A 15,848-nucleotide genomic window follows, 5' to 3' on the forward strand; every position below is an offset into this window, starting at 1 on the left:
ACCGGGCGGGACCGGACGCCGGGGCTTCACCGTGCGGCGAGTCCCGACCCCCACCACGGAACCCGGTCGCCCACGTCGTTGACCGCGAAGAAGTCCCTGACGGCGGCCTTCTCCGCGGCGTCCGGCTCGACGTTGACGCAGTCCGATCCTCCCCGGGCGCCCGACATCACCTTGGAGCACGGGCTGCCCGGGCCGAGGTCGGGCAGCGACAGGATGTGGCCCAACTCGTGGACGACGATCCGAGACGGCTTGTACAACTGGGCGTCCCCGACCTCGAGGCAGACCCACCCCCGGCCCGCGCCCTTGATGTTGACGTGGGACTGGACGCCCCTGGCCGTCTTGTACTCCATGACCCGCAGCGCCGCCGGAGTGTCCTGTTCGACGAACTCGATCGACGGAACCGCCGTGTTCCAGATCGTGATCGCCTCGCGGGCCGCGTCCGTGTAGGAGCCGGCCGGCAGAAGGTCGATCGGGATGACCTCGGGTGCCGGGTCCGCCGCGTTCGCCGGCGTGCTCACGCCCACCAGAACGCCGGACGCGAGGACCGCCGCCGACAGCAGGTTCAGTGCCCGAGCCACAGAGAGCGCCTCCAATCGACTGCCAACGGAGGCTGGAAGCCCCGCGCGTGATCCTCAACGCGGCTTCCGGCCGATTCGCGCGGCGGTTGGCCGGTATCGCCGGTCCGTGGTCCGTCTCCCCGCCTCCGGCCGGACGGGCACCGCGGGCAGCGCAGGCGGCCCGGACCCCGCCGTCGTACGCTGACAGACGTGGCCGATCTCCTCCTCGTCCGGCACGGTGAGACCGAGTGGTCGCGGTCCGGGCGGCACACGGGCTGGACGGACGTTCCGCTGACCGAGCACGGGCGGGACGAGGCACGGCGGCTGACGGCGCTGATCGGATCGCTGCGGATCGGCACCGCGTACGTCAGCCCGCTGGGGCGGGCCCGTGAGACGGCGGAACTGGCCGGACTGTACGGCGCCCGCGTCGACCCCGATCTGCGGGAGTGGGACTACGGCGGCTACGAGGGCGTCACGACCGTCGAGATCCAGCGGGGACGGCCCGGCTGGTTCCTGTTCGACGACGGGGTGGCACCCGGCCCGCCCGAGCATCCCGGGGAGACACCCGAGCAGGTCGGCGAGCGGGCCGACCGCGTGCTCGCGCGGGTGCGGGCGCCCGGTGCCGACGGGGAGGTGGCACTGGTGGCGCACGGGCACTTCCTGCGGGTCCTGACCGCCCGCTACCTGGGACTCGCCCCCTCGGCCGGGGCGCTGTTCCGGCTCACCACCGGCACCCTGGGCCGGCTGGGCACGGAGCACGGGCGGCCCGTGATCGCCGCCTGGAATGTCAGACCCGGGCCGTAGCCTTCGAGTGGGCCCGTCGCCGGGCCGGACCCGACAGGGGGGAGCAGAGACCGTGACCCGACCGCCGACCGCCGCGCAGCGGCGGGTGATCGACACCGCCGAACCGGTCACGGGCCGGCTCAGGGGCACCGAGGCCCAGCTCGCGGCGCTGGTTCGGCGGGGGCTCGCCTTCCGGCATCCACGCCCGCCGCACGACCACTTCCTGACGCCGGCGGGCCACCGGATGCGGGAGACCGAGACGGGCACGGAGACCGGCACAGCGACCGGGCCGACGGGGGCCGCGCCGCCGCGGCAGGGGACCGGCGCCGGGACGTTCGCCGCGCGGGTCGGCGGCGAGGAGGACACCGGTGCGGACGGCCCGGCCCGGGCGCGCGAGGTGCACAGCGCCTGGGAGGGCCTGCTGGAGCTGCGCCGGATGACCCACCGGGACGGATCGGTGGACCGCCCCTGCGGCTGGGAGCGCACCCATCTGGTGCAGGCCGCCGCCCTCGCCCTGGAGGCCGGCGGGCACCGCCCCGCGGGGCCGGAGACCGACGGCTACCGGGTCCGGGCGACCCCCCAGCCGGAGGCCGTCGCCGTGCGCGGCCCGGACGAGGCGGCGCTGGGCGCCTGTGCGGCGACCCTGGAGAAGGCGGGCTGGCACGTCGGCGAGCACACCGACCCCCGGACCAGGGCCCGCTATCTGCTGGCTTCACCGCGCCGGGTGTGAGGGGGGCGTCCGGGCGATGCGGGAGGAGCCGGCCCCGTGACGTGAGCCGGGTGGGGACCGCCCAGCCGGTGGTCCGGTCAGTCGCGCCCGGTGATGCGCGCCAGCCGCCGTGCCTCCTCGCGGGTCGTGCGGGCGATCGCGTCCTCGTCGGCGGTGAGCAGCCGGCCGTTCTCCACGATCTGACGGCCGTTCACGAAGGACGCGGTGACGGGGGCGGCGGCACCGAGCACCAGCGCGGCGACCGGGTCGGCGATGGAGGCGTGGGCGAGGGTGTCCAGCCGCCACAGCACCAGGTCGGCGAGCTTGCCCGGTTCCAGGGAGCCGATCTCGCGGTCCCGGCCCAGTACCCGGGCGCCGCCGTGGGTGCCGAGCCGCAGGGCCTGACGGGCGGTCAGGGCTGCCTCGCGGTGGGCGCCGAGGCGGTTGACCAGGAGGGCGTTGCGCAGTTCGGTGTGGAGTTCGCCGGACTCGTTGGACGCCGTGCCGTCCACGCCGAGGCCGACCGGGACACCGGCGGCGAGCATGTCGGGGACGCGGGCGATGCCGGCGGCCAGCCGGGCGTTGGACGACGGGCAGTGGGCGACCCCCGTCCCCGTCCGGGCGAAGGCGTCGATGTCGGAGTCGTTCATGTGGACGCAGTGCGCCATCCACACGTCCTCGCCGAGCCAGCCGGTGGACTCGAAGTAGTCGGTCGGGCCCATGCCGAACAGTTCGTGGCAGAACTTCTCCTCCTCGACCGTCTCCGAGCCGTGGGTGTGCAGCCGCACCCCGAGCCGGCGGCCCAGCTCGGCGCCCTGCCGCAGGAGTTCGGTGGAGACGGAGAAGGGCGAGCAGGGCGCCACGGCGACCTGGGTCATCGCGTCGAAGGAGGCGTCGTGGTGCTCGGCGACGGTCTCCTCGGTGGCGGCGAGGGCCGCGTCGAGGGTCTCGACGGCGAAGTCCGGGGGCAGTCCGCCGTCCTTCTCACTGCGGTCCATCGAGCCGCGGGCCAGGGTGAAGCGGACGCCCATGTCCCGGGCGGCGCCGATGATCGCGCCGGAGAGGTCGCCGGAGCCGCGGGGGAAGACGTAGTGGTGGTCCATGGCGGTGGTGACACCGCCCCGGGCCATCATCGCCAGCGATCCCTGGGCCGCCGCCCGGACCATCGGCTCGTCGATGCGCGCCCAGGTCGGGTACAGGGCGACCAGCCAGTCGAAGAGGTTGTGGTCCGTGGCCAGGCCCCGGGTGATCCACTGGTAGAAGTGGTGATGGGTGTTGACCAGGCCGGGGGTGGCCAGATGGCCGGTGGCGTCGATACGGCGTACGACGTTGTCCAGGCCCTCGGGGGCCGGGCCCGCGCCGACCGCCTCGATGCGGTTGCCGGCCAGGACGAGGTGTCCGTCCGCGTACTCGGTGTCGTCGGCGTCGACGGTCGCGACCGCGCAGTTCTCGATGACGACGCGCTGGAGGGCTGCTGCCATGGATCCGTCCTTCAGAGGTTGGTGAGGTCCGCCGGGATCCTCGCCTCCTGGCCGTCCCTGAGGACGGTGGCCTCGATCAGGCCGTAGGGGCGGTCGGCGGCGAGGTACACCTCGTTGTCGTTCTTCAGCCCGAACGGCGCCAGGTCCACCAGGAAGTGGTGCTTGTTCGGGAGGGAGAAGCGGACCTCGTCGATCTCGTCACGGTGGTCGATGATCCGCGCGCCCATCGCGTAGAGGGTCTGCTGGAGCGAGCGCGAGTACGTCTCGGCGAAGGACCGCAGCAGATGCCCCTTCACCTGAGCGTACGACGCGTCCCAGTCCGGCGCTTGGTCGGCGTCGTCGCTCCAGCCGAAGCGCCAGCGGGCCGAGACGTCGGTGGCGAGGATCCGGTCGGAGGCCTCGGGGAGGGTCGTGTACGCGTCCTTGACGTAGCCCCGGAACTCGGAGTCGGTCGAGTTCATCACGGTCAGGTCCTTGAGGCCGGAGACGACCTCCCAGGACGAGCCGTCGTGGGTGACCTGGGTGAGCCGGGTCTCCTGCCCCTTGCGCACGAAGGAGTGGGCGCCCCTCCCGGAGTGCTCGATGCGCTCCCAGGCGTACTCCTCGACACGGACGCGGGCGCGGTGGATGGCGTCCTGGCCGGCCACGAAGTGCCGGGCGAGGTGGATGCCGAACTGCTCCGGGGAGTCGATGCCGTGTTCCTTGGCGAACGCGTACACCGTGTTCTTGGTGGTGTCGGTCGGCAGGACGTTTGCGTTGGAGCCGGAGTAGTGGACCTCGTCCATGTCGCCGCTCAGCGACACGGACACGTTGAGGTCCCTGATGTGGTGGGTGGCGCCGTCCCGCGTGATCTTCACGACCCGGTTCTCGGCCTTGCCGTACTGGTTCGGTCCCAGGATGGGCATCTAGCTAGCTCCCTCGGTAAACGGAGTAGCCGAACGGGTTGAGCAGCAGCGGTACGTGGTAGTGCTCGCCGGGCTCCACCGCGAAGGTGACGACGACCTCGGGGAAGAACACGGCACCGCTGCCCCGGTTCGCGGGGGCGTCCTGCTGCGCATCGGCTTGCTTCTGGGCGAGGTACGGCTCCACCAGGAAGTCGAGCCGTACGTGGGTGACTCCTTCCGGCAGCGCCGGGAGGTCCTTGCACCGGCCGTCCGCGTCGGTCGCGGAGCCGCCGAGCTCCTGCCACGTCGCCGCCCCGCCCGTCCGGGCGGAGAGGGCGGAGAGGGCGGAGAGGCGGACGGCGACGCCCCGGGCGGGACGGCCGGCGCTGGTGTCCAGGATGTGCGTGGACACGGAGGCCGTGGTGCTGGTGCTCATCCTGCGTCAGTCCTCTTCGGCGAGTCGGGCGAGACGGATGCGGTTGATCCTGCCCAGTTCGGTGCGGACGATCTCGCGTTCCCGCTCCGGCGTGTTGCCGAGGCGCTCGCGGGCGGCGTCGCGCATCTCGGCACCGGTACGGCCGGTGGCGCAGATCAGGAACACCTGCCCGAACTTCTCCTGGTAGGCCAGGTTGAGGGCGAGCATCTCGGCCTTGAGGTCCGCGGAGGCCCCGGCCATGCCGCGCTGCTCGCGGGCGGAGGCCGGATCGCCGGGGGCGGGGCGTCCGATCGGCGGATGCCCGGCCATCGCCTCCGCCAGGTCGGCCTCGGTCAGCTCCGCCATGGCGGCGTCGTTCGCGGCGTACAGGGCGTCGACGTCGGCGTAGGGGCGGCCGGCGAGCAGGCGCCGTCCCCAGGCGGCGGACGCGCACGCCTCGTGGAGGGCGGCGGCGGCCGCGCGCTCCTCCAGGCCGTTGAACCGGGCCAGGCCCGGGGGCGTCGGAGTCGAAGTCACAAGGTCAGCTAACGCCTCCCCACGAGGCGGCGTCAACACTTTGTTGAAAATTCCGGGTTACGGGGAGCCCCCGCGAGCGGCCCGCGGCGCGGTCCGCGCCTCAGACCCCCTTCTCCCGGTTGAGGTAGTTGTAGACGGTGAAGCGACTCACGCCGAGGGCGCTCGCCACGGTCTCCACGCCGTGCCGCACGGAGAAGGCGCCGCGCGCCTCGAGCATCCGGACGACCTCCTGCTTGGCCTTGCGGTCCAGGTCGGCGAGGGGCTTGCCCTTCCTGCGCTCCAGGGCGGCCAGGATGTGGTCGAGGGAGTCGGCGAGCTGCGGCAGCCGCACGGCGACCACGTCGGCGCCCTCCCAGGCGAGGACCACGTCGTCGGGGCCGGCCTCGTCGGGCGGGAGCATCTCGCCGCCCATGGCGTCGACCAGCGGCTTCACGGCCGCGATGAAGGGCTCGTCGCCGCCGGTCACGCGCCCTCCCCGTCGGCGGCCGTGTCCACGACGTTGACCTGGAGGGTGATCCGGGTGGCGCCCGCACCGAGCGAGCGGCGCAGCAGGGCGTCGACCGCGGCGATCACGGCCTCGGTGCCGCCCTCCGCGGTGTTGCCGAACGGCCCGACGTCGACGCCGTCCAGGCCGGCGGCCTCGATCACCTCGCGGGCGACCAGCGCGTGCGCGGGCGCCTCGTCGAGGTCGAAGGGCTCGGTGGTGAACTCCACTTTCAGTCGCATCGCGCCCCCACACCTTCTCCGACCGGCCTCACCAGGACCCCGACCTTAACGGACCTGGGCGGGCGCTTCGACGTCAATCCGCCGATCCTCCCGTACGGCGCTCAACGCGCTCCAGGACAACCGCGTCGCCCTCCGCGTGCGGATGCGCCCCGCCGGCAGGACGCTGAAGGCATGGCACATCCAACGGAGCATCCGCATGTCGTGGTGCATCCACCGGCCCTCGACGGTTCCCGGCGGGTGACCGAGGGCGAGGAGACCCTGGGGATCGCCACGCACGCGGACGACGTGAGCGAGATCCTGCGCCTGGCCGATCTGTATGTGACCGACCTCGAGGAGAGCGACTTCATCGAGTGGCAGGGCGGTGGGCCCGACGACTGGCCGGGGCTGTCGGAGCACCACGGAGAGCGACCGGCGTAGCGCCGTCGGAGCGTCGGCGGCCCGACCGGTGAGGAAGGGAAGGGAAAGGAAAGGGAAAGGGTGCCCGAAGGTCGTCAAGACACGGACAGGAGCGGGCGCGAGGAGGACGATGGGGGGCATGTCCGAGAGCGTGCCGGTGCGCTGCCCGGCCTGTCGGCGGGAGCGCCGCTACACCGTGCCGACCTATCTGTGCGCGTGCGGTGCCCCCGTCGCCCCGGCGCTCGATCCGGGGGCGGCGCCGACGGCCGTCGTGCACCGCGCCTGGGACGAGGACTGGGTCACCCTGCAGTGCGGCTCCTGCGGCCGCGAGGGCCAGTGGCCGCACCCGGAACTGGGCTGCCCGTGCGGCACCGCACTGCGGCTGCCGGTGACCGGCGGGACCCGGCCCCGGCACGCGGACCCCGAGGGACCGGAATCGGACCCGGAGACGGAGACGGAGACGGAGACGGAGCTGCAGACGGTGCCGGAGGCGGCCGTGCCGCACCGGCCCGCCTTCCGGTCCGTCGCCATCCGGACCGCCCTCGACGCGGTCACCGCGGCCGCCCTCTATCTGCGCTGGCTGGGCCACGGCGAGGTCCGGCGGGCCGATCAGCGGCCCACCTCGGGGATCGGTCTGGCCGCGCCGGGACTGCTGGCCCAGGTCGATCCGAGCGTGCGCCCGGCCGCGCTGCGGGACGTGGAGTGCCTGTGGCTGACGGCGATGACCGAGTCCGCGGACTGTGTGTACTTCTCCCTCGCCGGGTACGCCGACGAGGCCCGGGCCGGCGCCGACCGGCTGCGCGTCCCGCTGTTCCTGCTGGACCGCGCGGGCCGTCCGCAGCCCGTGAACGCGGCGGCCGCCGCCCTCGACGCCCGAGGTGCCCGGGGCGTACGAGGCGCCTGAGGCGACGGCCGTCGGGACGTCAGGAGCCGTACGTCTGCCGCAGCTCGATCTTGCGGACCTTGCCGGAGACGGTCATCGGGAAGGCCTGGAGCACCTGGAGCCTGCTGGGCACCTTGTAATGCGCGAGCCGCCCCTCGCAGTGGGCGCGCACTTCCTCCAGGGTCGGCGGGTCGCCCGGGTCGGCCGGGACGACACAGGCGAGGACCTCCTCGCCGTACCGCTCGTGCGGGACGCCGACCACCTGGACGTCCTGGATCTTCGGGTGGCCGTGCAGGAACTCCTCGATCTCTCGGGGGTAGATGTTCTCGCCGCCCCGGATGATCATGTCCTTGATGCGGCCGACGATCTCCACATAGCCGTCCTCGCGCATCACCGCCAGGTCCCCGGTGTGCATCCAGCGGCCCGCGTCGATCGCCTCGGCGGTCCTGCCGGGCTCCTCCCAGTAGCCGAGCATCACGCTGTAGCCACGGGTGCACAGCTCGCCCGCAGCGCCGCGCGGCTGCGTGACCCCGGTCGCCGGGTCGACGACCTTCACCTCGATGTGCGGGAGGACCCGGCCGACCGTTCCGGTGCGGTGGCCCAGGTCGTCGTCGCGGCGGGTCTGGGTGGAGACGGGCGAGGTCTCGGTCATGCCGTAACAGATCGACACCTCGGCCATGTTCATCTCCGACACGACCCGCTTCATCACCTCCACCGGGCAGGGCGAGCCCGCCATGATGCCGGTGCGCAGGGAAGAGAGGTCGTAGGTCGCGAAGTCGGGGAGGTTGAGCTCTGCGATGAACATCGTCGGCACGCCGTACAGGGAGGTGCAGCGCTCCCGCTGGACCGCCTCCAGGGTGGCCCGCGGTTCGAAGGAGGGGGCCGGGATCACCACGCAGGCGCCGTGCGAGGTGGCCGCGAGATTGCCCATGACCATGCCGAAGCAGTGGTAGAAGGGCACCGGGACGCAGATCCGGTCCTGCTCGGTGTAGGCGACCAACTCGCCCACGAAGTAGCCGTTGTTGAGGATGTTGTGGTGGGAGAGGGTGGCCCCCTTGGGGAAACCCGTGGTCCCCGAGGTGTACTGGATGTTGATGGGGTCGTCGCAGGACAGGTCCGGGAAGGGCACCGGCGTGGCCCGCGCGATCAGGGCCTGCCAGCTCGGATCGCCGATGAAGACGGTCTCCGCCAGCTCCGGGCACCTGCCCCGCACCTGCTCGACCATCGCCCGGTAGTCGCTGCCCTTGTGCCGCAGCGAGGCGACGAGCAGGCGGACCCCCGCCTGGTTGAGGACGTACTCCACCTCGTGCGTGCGACAGGCCGGGTTGATGTTCACCATGATCGCCCCGATGCGGGCGGTGGCGTACTGGACCAGGACCCACTCCGGGCAGTTGACCGCCCAGATGCCCACCCGGTCGCCCTTGGCGATCCCGCTCGCGACCAGGGCGTACGCCAGCTCGTCGACATCGGCGGCGAACCGGGCGTAGGTCCAGCGCCGTCCGGAGACCACGTCGACCAGCGCCTCGCGGTCCGGCCAGGCGGCCACCGCCCGGTCCAGGTTCGCGCCGATCGTGTCGCCGAGCAGGGCGGTGTCGCCGGTGCCGTGGGCGTAGGAGAGGGCCGTCACCGGAAGTCCTCCTCGCGGTACTCCTCGGCCGAGCCGACGGCCGTCGCCTCCCGCAGCTCGATCCGGCGGATCTTGCCGGAGACGGTCTTGGGCAGCGGGGCGAACTCCAGGCGGCGGATGCGCTTGTAGGGGGCGAGGACCTCACGGGAGTGCTCGAAGAGCACCTTCGCCGTGTCCGGACCCGGCTGCCAGCCCTCCGCGAGGACCACGTACGCCTTCGGCACGGCGAGGCGCAGCGCGTCCGGCGCGGGGACGACGGCCGCCTCGGCGACCGCCTCGTGCTCCAGCAGCGCGCTCTCCAGCTCGAACGGGCTGATCTTGTAGTCGGAGGCCTTGAACACGTCGTCGGCGCGGCCCACGTAGGTGATGTAGCCGTCGGCGTCGCGGGCGCCGATGTCGCCGGTGCGGTAGTAGCCGCCGGCCATCGCCTCCGCCGTACGGTCCGCGTCGCCGTGGTAGCCGGTCATCAGGCCCACCGGCCGGGCCGCGAGGTCGAGCGCGATCTCGCCCTCCGTGGCGCCGGGCGCGCCCGAGACGGGGTCCAGCAGTTCCACCCGGTAGCCGGGGCTCGGCCGGCCCATCGAGCCCGTCTTCAGTTCCTGCCCGGGGCTGTTGGCGACCTGCACGGCCGTCTCCGTCTGTCCGAAGCCGTCGCGGATCGTCACCCGCCACGCCCGCCGCACCTGCTCGATCACCTCGGGGTTGAGCGGCTCGCCGGCCGCCACCACCTCCCTGGGCGGGGTGGCGAGCTGGGTCAGGTCGGCCTGGATGAGCATGCGCCACACGGTGGGCGGGGCGCAGAAGGTGGTGACACCGGCCCGGTCCATCTCCGCCATCAGCCGGACCGGGTCGAAGCGCGTGTAGTTGTGGATGAAGACGGTCGCCTCCGCGTTCCACGGGGCGAAGAGGTTCGACCAGGCGTGCTTGGCCCAGCCCGGCGAGGAGATGTTCAGGTGCACGTCTCCGGGCTTGAGCCCGATCCAGTACATGGTCGCCAGGTGCCCGACGGGGTAGGAGGTGTGGGTGTGCTCGACCAGCTTGGGGCGGGCGGTCGTGCCGGAGGTGAAGTACAGCATCAGGGGGTCGTCGGCGAGGGTGGGTCCGTCGGGGGTGAAGCCGGCGGGCGCGGCGTACGCGTCCTCGTACGCCTGCCAGCCCTCGGGCGCGCCGCCGACCGCGATCCGGGTGTAGCCGCCGGGCGCCTCGTCGAACTTGCCGCTGTCCTCGGCGCGCACGACGACGTGCGCGACCCGGCCGCGCTCCACGCGGTCGCGCAGGTCGGCGGGGCCGAGCAGCGGGGTGGCGGGGATGACGACGGCGCGCAGCTTCATCGCGGCCAGCGCGGTCTCCCACAGTTCGACCTGGTTGCCGAGCATGACGAGGATCCGGTCCTCGGCGGCGACCCCGCGCCCGCGCAGCCAGCCGGCGACCCGGTCGGAGCGGTCGGACAGCTCGGCGAAGGTCAGCCGGGTCTCGGTGCCGTCCTCCTCGACGATGTGCAGGGCGGTGCGGTCGTTGCCGCGCGCGATGACGTCGAACCAGTCGAGGGCCCAGTTGAAGTGCTCGGGGCGGGGCCAGTCGAAGCCCTCGTAGGCGGCGGTGTAGTCCTCACGGTGTTCCAGCAGGAAGTCCCGTGCCCTGCGGAACTGCTCGGTGGCCGTCGTCATCGATGTCCTCCTAGGTGCCGGGCCATTGCCGGGCGGCTCTCTGCCATCGTGTAATCCGTGATGCAGGTCTCACTACCCCCGAACGGGGGGAGTGCGGCGCGCAGGGGTGACGTGTGGGATCATCCCCAGCCACGCGGAAAGGGCGAGGACGTGGCAGCAGACCCAGCCGGTACGGCGGAGATCCGCGGGGCGCTGGCGCGCCTGCGGCGCACGACGGGGCTGCCGGTCGCCTTCGGCGGCCTGGTGGAGCCGGGGCGTGCCCGGATGCGGATCAGCGAGTTCAGCGGCGCGACCACGTTCGCGCTCAGCGGCCTCCATGTGATCTCGGGCAACGGCCTGGGCGGCAAGGCGGTCGCGCGGGCCCGTCCGTGCGCGGTGACCGACTACTCGCTCTCCCAGCAGATCAGCCACGAGTACGACGCGGCGGTGGCCGAGGAGGGTCTGCGCTCGGTGCTGGCGATCCCGGTGGTGGTACGGCGCCGGGTGCGCGGGGTGCTGTACGGCGCCCTGCGCACCGCCCAGCCGCTCGGCGACCGCACGCTGAGCGCGGCCGTGGACGTGGCGCGGGACGTGGAGCAGGCGCTGGTCGTCGAGGACGAGGCGCGCGGGCTGCTGGCCGAGGCCCGGCCGGGGTCCGCTGCGAACCCCGCGCCCGGGCCGGGGCCCGGCTGGGAGCAGGTGCGCGAGGCGCATGCCGCGCTGCGGGCGCTGGCCCCGCGGATCGGTGACCCGGCGCTGCGGGCGGAGCTGCTCCAGGCGTGCGGCCTGCTGACGCCGGGCGAGGCCGCCGAGCGGGTCGCGCTGGCCCCGCGCGAGCTGGACGTCCTCGCGTGTGTGGCGGCGGGGGCGACGAACGCGTCCGCGGCCGAGCGGCTCGGCCTGCGCCCGGAGACGGTGAAGGCCTATCTGCGCTCGGCGATGCGCCGCCTGGGTGCCCACACCCGTGGCGAGGCGGTGGCGGCGGCCCGCCGGTCGGGGCTCCTGCCGTAGGTCGAGTCCGTCTTGCCCGACACGAGTGGTTCCCGTCGGTAACAACGGCATGGAAGAGTGCTCCCACACCTGTCGCGGCACCCGGAGCGCGGGAGGTGCGGACCGCTGGGTTCAAGCCAGGGAGGGGCTGCCACGACGACTACTCATTCAGCCGTCGCAGCAGTGAATTTACTTATGCGTAACGTTGTTATCTCCCTCACCCGGCCGTCTCCCCGAATTTCAAAGAGACGTTGCCTAGAATTTGGCCCGGACACGACACTCGGAAGGGAGCGGTGACCGTGCGACGGGACTTCAAGGAGCCTGCCAGGAGCCGCCCCGACCTGGTCATAGGCAGGGACGAGCTGTTCGGCTCCGCCCGTGACCAGCTCGCGCGCGGCGGCAGTGTGCTGCTCCACGGCCCCGCCGGAATAGGAAAGTCGACCGTGCTGCGGGCATTGGCCGCGGATTACGGCGACGCCGCGCACACCGTGTTGCGCTGCTCGGCGACCGAGTCCGAATCCCACCTCCCCTTCCTGGCCCTGGCCGACCTGTTCGGCCTGGTCGCTGGACCAGATCTCGGACAAGCTGCCGACGGCGCAGCGCACCGCGCTGGAATCGGCCCTGACCGGCCGCGGAGAGTCCACCCTGCAGCGCGACGGCCTCGCCCTGCGTCTCGCCGTGCTCTCCGCCCTGCGTGCCCTCGCGGCCTCCGGCCCGGTCCTGCTCGTGGCCGACGACCTCCAGTGGCTGGACTCGGCCAGCGCCGAACTCCTCGGCTTCGCCGCCCGCCGCCTCGGCGACACCCCGGTGCAGCTGCTCTGCGCGGTCCGCACCGAGGGCCAGGAGTACGACCGCCATCTACGCGCGTCCCCGCCCGACACCCTCGCCGTCCGCCTCAACCCGCTCTCCCGCGCCCAGGTCTCCGCCCTGCTCGACCACCGCGGCTACACCGATCTGCCCCGCTCCACGGTCCGCGAGATCCACCGCACCAGCGGCGGCAACCCCCTGTTCGCGCTGGAACTCGGCCGGGCGCTCGGCGAGAACCCGACCCCGCCGCGGCCCGGCGAACCGCTCCCCGTGCCGACCTCGCTGCGCGCCCTGGTGCTCAGCCGCCTCGACATGCTCTCCGACGGGGCCCGCCGCACCCTGCTGGTGGCCAGCGCCGGCGCCCGCCCCACGCTGGCCCTGCTGCACGCGGCCGGCCGGGAGAACGCCGAGGCCGAGACCGCCCAGGCCGCCGCACTCGGTCTGCTGGCGACCGAGCCCGAGGGCCCCGCCGTACGGTTCGCGCACCCGCTGATCTCGGCGGCGCTGTACGCGGAGGCGCCCCTGCAGGAGCGCCGGGCCGCGCACGCCGCGCTCTCCACCGCCGCCTCCGACCCGATCGAGCGGGCCCGCAACCTCGCCCTCGCCGCCACCGGCACCGACCCGGAGGTGGCCGCCCGGCTCGCCGAGGCCGCGGCCCTCGCCCGTGACCGCGGCGCCCCGTCCGTCGCCGCCTCCCTCGGGCTGCTCGCCGCCCGGCACACCCCGCCGGACGGCACCCCCGCCCCGGACGAGCACCGGCTGAAGGCGGCCGAGGACGCGATCACCGCCGGCGAGGTGGACCTGGCGCGGGACATCGCCCGCGAGGTGCTGACCCGGGCCACCGTGGCCGCCGACCGGATCCGCGCCTGGGAGGTGGTGATCGAGTCCGCCGGGCAGGCCCTCGGCGACGTCGACGCCGTCTTCCCCCAGGCCCTCGCCGACGCCGGCGACGACCCCCGGCTGCTGGCGCTGGTCCACTACCACCTGGCCTGGCGCAAGCTGATCGTGGAGGGGGACTTCTCCGAGGCCCGCCAGGAGGCCGCCCACGCGGCGGAGCTGGCCGAGCGCGGCGGCGACCGGCGCACCGAGCTGATGTCGCTGTCCTTCCAGGCCCACACCGAGACCCTGATGGGCCATCCGAACGCGCCCGCCACCATCAAACGGGCGCTGAGGGAGCCTCAGGACCCGTACGTGGCGTGCCATCACAACGGCGTCGGCGCCGCCCGGTTCCGCTGGCTGCTCATGAGCGACCAGTTGCCCGAGGCCCGCGCCACCATCACCGCGCTGCTGCGCGAGGTGCGCCGGCGCGGCATGGTGGAGAGCGAGGTGCACTTCCAGCGCTTCCTCGCCGAGACCGAACTGCGCTCCGGACACTGCGGACGCGCCCTCGACCTGTCCCGCGAGAGCCTCAGGCTGGCCCGCGACGCCGGCATCGGCCTCGGCGCGTCCGCGATGCTCGCCTCGCTCGCCGAGGCCTCCGGCGGCGACCTGGACCGGGCGCTGGTCCTCGCCCGGGAGGCCGCCGGCCGCGCCGAGGAGGACGGCGACCAGATGTACCTCTCGCGCGCCCTGGCCGCGCTGGGCCACGCCCAGCTCGTGGCCGGCGACGCGGCGGCCGCGGTCGGCTCGCTGCGCCGGGTGCGGGAGCTGGAGACGGGGCTGCGCATCACCGACCCGGCCCGTGGCCGCTGGCACGGCGACCTCGCCGAGGCCCTGGTCCGCGTCGGCGAGCCGGGCGAGGCGCAGGACGTCATCGACGTCGCCCGCGAGCAGGCGCTGCGGCTCGGCCGGGAGAGCGTCCTCGCGGTCCTCGACCGGGCGGAGGCCCTCGTCCGGGCCGCGCACGGCGACCACGAGGGGGCGCTGGCCCGGCTGACGTCCGTTCAGGACCGGCTGGCGAAGCTGGGATACGGCCTGGAGGAGGCACGGGCCGCGTTCGCCCTGGCCCGGCTGCGCGCCCCACGGCCCGGTCCGACGTCGTACGACGAGGCGGCACGGCTGTTCCGGCGGTGCCGGGCGCTGCCCTGGCTGCGGCAGGTCGACGCGGCCGCGGCGGCGGGCGCGGGCGAGCCGGCGGCGGTCCCCCCGCAGGGGCCGCCGCCGCCCTCCGACGCCCTCGAAGGCCTGGCCTCGATGGAGCGTCAGGTGGCGGCGCTGGTCATGGAGGGGGCGACGAACCGGGAGATCGCGGCACGGCTGTTCATCAGCGTCAAGACGGTCGAGGCGACCCTCACCCGGGTCTACCGCAAGCTCGGGATCCGCTCCCGGGTGGACATCGTCCGGCTGGCGGCGGGGCGTCACGCGAAGTGAGCGACACGGGGGTTAACTGCCGTACGCGGGGTGACGAGGGGCGCCCGCGGACCGACCGAGGGTTTTCCCTGCCCCGACGCCCCTAGGGGGTTCCCTCATTGGGAGGAGGCTGCTGCGGCGCCTAGCGTTGGGGATGTGCCGATCGGCCGGGCACACGGGGGTCGGTCCTGCGACCCCCGTGCACCACACCCCCCACACCACACCCGCGCGATCCCCCACCGGCAAATCCCCACAAGGAGACGCATGTTCGCGCTCAACCGTGCCAAGAAGGCCGCGGCGCTCGTCGCGGCCACCGCCGCCGCGGCGGCGACGGCTCTGCTCAGCGCCCCCACCGCTGTCGCAGCGCCGCAGCCGATCGTCGGCGGCACGACCACCACCACGACGGCGTACCCGTTCATGATGCAGATCACCGACGCCTCGCAGAACCAGTTCTGCGGCGGCACCCTGGTCTCGGCCACCAAGGTGGTCACGGCGGCCCACTGCATGGTCGGCGAGACCACCGGAAGTGTGCGGGTCGTCGGCGGCCGCACCTATCTGAACGGCACCAACGGCACGGTCAGCCGCGTGAGCAAGATCTGGATCAACCCGGACTACACGGACGCCACCAACGGTGACGACGTGGCCGTCCTGACCCTGGCAACCTCGATGTCCTACACCCCGGCGTCGTACGTCTCCTCGTCCCAGACCGGTGTGTACGCGGCCGGCACCACGGCCCGCATCCTCGGCTGGGGCACCACCTCGGAGAACGGCAGCTCCTCCAACCAGCTGCGGACCGCGACCGTCCCGGTCGTGTCCGACTCCAGCTGCCGCTCCTCCTACGGTTCCGACTTCGTCGCGACCGACATGGTTTGCGCCGGATACACATCCGGCGGTGTAGACACCTGCCAGGGCGACAGCGGCGGTCCCCTGCTCATCGGGGGCGTCCTGGCAGGGATCACTTCATGGGGCGAGGGCTGTGCGGAGGCCGGTTACCCGGGTGTGTACACCCGGCTGACCACCTTCTCCAGCCTCGTCACCGCGCAGGTCAACTCGTAGGCGACGAGCCGGCGGACGAGTGACCCGCGAGAAGTCCTGAGCACCCCTCAGGTGAAGACCAG

15 protein-coding genes and 1 pseudogene are annotated in these 15,848 nt (G+C 73.3%); 7 read left to right on the forward strand and 9 right to left on the reverse strand.

Features of this window, described 5'->3' with window-relative positions:
* Positions 1-26 precede the first annotated feature (26 nt).
* Positions 27-578, reverse strand: coding sequence for a snapalysin family zinc-dependent metalloprotease (locus tag U5640_RS07340; protein WP_340374971.1), 552 nt, complete (start codon positions 576-578; stop codon positions 27-29).
* Between the two features lie 189 nt (positions 579-767).
* Between U5640_RS07340 and U5640_RS07345 the strand changes: the two genes are divergently transcribed.
* Positions 768-1,361 carry a histidine phosphatase family protein gene (locus U5640_RS07345; protein WP_340374972.1) on the forward strand — a complete coding sequence of 198 codons (594 nt, stop codon included), beginning with the start codon at positions 768-770 and terminating at the stop codon, positions 1,359-1,361.
* 52 nt (positions 1,362-1,413) lie between these two features.
* Complete coding sequence (locus tag U5640_RS07350; RefSeq protein WP_340374973.1) at positions 1,414-2,070, forward strand: hypothetical protein; 657 nt, start codon at positions 1,414-1,416, stop codon at positions 2,068-2,070.
* 77 nt (positions 2,071-2,147) lie between these two features.
* On the opposite strand, the gene U5640_RS07355 is transcribed toward U5640_RS07350, so the two are convergent.
* From U5640_RS07355 to U5640_RS07380, 6 genes are all read right to left on the reverse strand, one after another.
* Positions 2,148-3,530, reverse strand: a complete 1,383-nt coding sequence (locus U5640_RS07355) for an 8-oxoguanine deaminase (RefSeq protein ID WP_340374974.1) — start codon at positions 3,528-3,530, stop codon at positions 2,148-2,150.
* A gap of 11 nt (positions 3,531-3,541) precedes the next feature.
* Positions 3,542-4,435 carry a factor-independent urate hydroxylase gene (gene pucL / locus U5640_RS07360; protein WP_340374975.1) on the reverse strand — a complete coding sequence of 298 codons (894 nt, stop codon included), beginning with the start codon at positions 4,433-4,435 and terminating at the stop codon, positions 3,542-3,544.
* 4 nt (positions 4,436-4,439) lie between these two features.
* Entirely contained in the window at positions 4,440-4,850 is a 411-nt protein-coding gene (gene uraH, locus U5640_RS07365) for a hydroxyisourate hydrolase (RefSeq protein WP_340374976.1), read from the reverse strand.
* A gap of 6 nt (positions 4,851-4,856) precedes the next feature.
* Positions 4,857-5,366: a 2-oxo-4-hydroxy-4-carboxy-5-ureidoimidazoline decarboxylase gene (uraD, locus tag U5640_RS07370; RefSeq protein WP_340374977.1), complete on the reverse strand. Its 510-nt coding sequence runs from the start codon at positions 5,364-5,366 to the stop codon at positions 4,857-4,859.
* 100 nt (positions 5,367-5,466) lie between these two features.
* On the reverse strand, positions 5,467-5,832 hold the full coding sequence (locus U5640_RS07375; RefSeq protein WP_340374978.1) for a helix-turn-helix domain-containing protein: 366 nt from the start codon (positions 5,830-5,832) through the stop codon (positions 5,467-5,469).
* Complete coding sequence (locus U5640_RS07380) at positions 5,829-6,092, reverse strand: hypothetical protein (protein ID WP_340374979.1); 264 nt, start codon at positions 6,090-6,092, stop codon at positions 5,829-5,831. Before U5640_RS07380 ends, U5640_RS07375 begins: the two co-directional genes overlap by 4 nt.
* Before the next feature lie 171 nt (positions 6,093-6,263).
* On the opposite strand from U5640_RS07380, the gene U5640_RS07385 reads away from it, so the two are divergent.
* Together U5640_RS07385 and U5640_RS07390 are read left to right on the forward strand one after the other, a co-directional pair.
* Positions 6,264-6,509: a hypothetical protein gene (locus U5640_RS07385; RefSeq protein ID WP_340374980.1), complete on the forward strand. Its 246-nt coding sequence runs from the start codon at positions 6,264-6,266 to the stop codon at positions 6,507-6,509.
* A gap of 109 nt (positions 6,510-6,618) precedes the next feature.
* Positions 6,619-7,392 carry a hypothetical protein gene (locus U5640_RS07390; RefSeq protein WP_340374981.1) on the forward strand — a complete coding sequence of 258 codons (774 nt, stop codon included), beginning with the start codon at positions 6,619-6,621 and terminating at the stop codon, positions 7,390-7,392.
* 19 nt (positions 7,393-7,411) lie between these two features.
* On the opposite strand, the gene U5640_RS07395 is transcribed toward U5640_RS07390, so the two are convergent.
* Both U5640_RS07395 and U5640_RS07400 read right to left on the reverse strand, forming a co-directional pair.
* Positions 7,412-8,998 carry an AMP-binding protein gene (locus tag U5640_RS07395; RefSeq protein WP_340374982.1) on the reverse strand — a complete coding sequence of 529 codons (1,587 nt, stop codon included), beginning with the start codon at positions 8,996-8,998 and terminating at the stop codon, positions 7,412-7,414.
* On the reverse strand, positions 8,995-10,665 hold the full coding sequence (locus U5640_RS07400; RefSeq protein WP_340374983.1) for an AMP-binding protein: 1,671 nt from the start codon (positions 10,663-10,665) through the stop codon (positions 8,995-8,997). The genes U5640_RS07395 and U5640_RS07400 overlap by 4 nt, the downstream gene beginning before the upstream one ends.
* Before the next feature lie 150 nt (positions 10,666-10,815).
* Between U5640_RS07400 and U5640_RS07405 the strand changes: the two genes are divergently transcribed.
* The 3 genes and pseudogenes from U5640_RS07405 (at position 10,816) to U5640_RS07415 (ending at position 15,786) form a co-directional block, all read left to right on the forward strand.
* Positions 10,816-11,655: a helix-turn-helix transcriptional regulator gene (locus U5640_RS07405; protein ID WP_340374984.1), complete on the forward strand. Its 840-nt coding sequence runs from the start codon at positions 10,816-10,818 to the stop codon at positions 11,653-11,655.
* A gap of 272 nt (positions 11,656-11,927) precedes the next feature.
* Positions 11,928-14,751, forward strand: a pseudogene (locus tag U5640_RS07410) (AAA family ATPase).
* Positions 14,752-14,994: 243 nt separating this feature from the next.
* Complete coding sequence (locus U5640_RS07415; RefSeq protein WP_340374985.1) at positions 14,995-15,786, forward strand: serine protease; 792 nt, start codon at positions 14,995-14,997, stop codon at positions 15,784-15,786.
* Positions 15,787-15,848 lie beyond the last annotated feature (62 nt).

The sequence above is a fragment of the Streptomyces sp. SS7 genome (assembly GCF_037993025.1).
GTDB lineage: Bacteria > Actinomycetota > Actinomycetes > Streptomycetales > Streptomycetaceae > Streptomyces.

Excerpts from the sequence above, each read along its gene's own strand:
- U5640_RS07355 (WP_340374974.1), bottom strand. The coding sequence starts at position 3,530 with ATGGCAGCAGCCCTCCAGCGCGTCGTCATCGAGAACTGCGCGGTCGCG.
- pucL (WP_340374975.1), bottom strand. The coding sequence starts at position 4,435 with ATGCCCATCCTGGGACCGAACCAGTACGGCAAGGCCGAGAACCGGGTC.
- uraH (WP_340374976.1), bottom strand. The coding sequence starts at position 4,850 with ATGAGCACCAGCACCACGGCCTCCGTGTCCACGCACATCCTGGACACC.
- U5640_RS07380 (WP_340374979.1), bottom strand. The coding sequence starts at position 6,092 with ATGCGACTGAAAGTGGAGTTCACCACCGAGCCCTTCGACCTCGACGAG.
- U5640_RS07385 (WP_340374980.1), top strand. The coding sequence starts at position 6,264 with ATGGCACATCCAACGGAGCATCCGCATGTCGTGGTGCATCCACCGGCC.
- U5640_RS07390 (WP_340374981.1), top strand. The coding sequence starts at position 6,619 with ATGGGGGGCATGTCCGAGAGCGTGCCGGTGCGCTGCCCGGCCTGTCGG.
- U5640_RS07400 (WP_340374983.1), bottom strand. The coding sequence starts at position 10,665 with ATGACGACGGCCACCGAGCAGTTCCGCAGGGCACGGGACTTCCTGCTG.
- U5640_RS07415 (WP_340374985.1), top strand. The coding sequence starts at position 14,995 with ATGTTCGCGCTCAACCGTGCCAAGAAGGCCGCGGCGCTCGTCGCGGCC.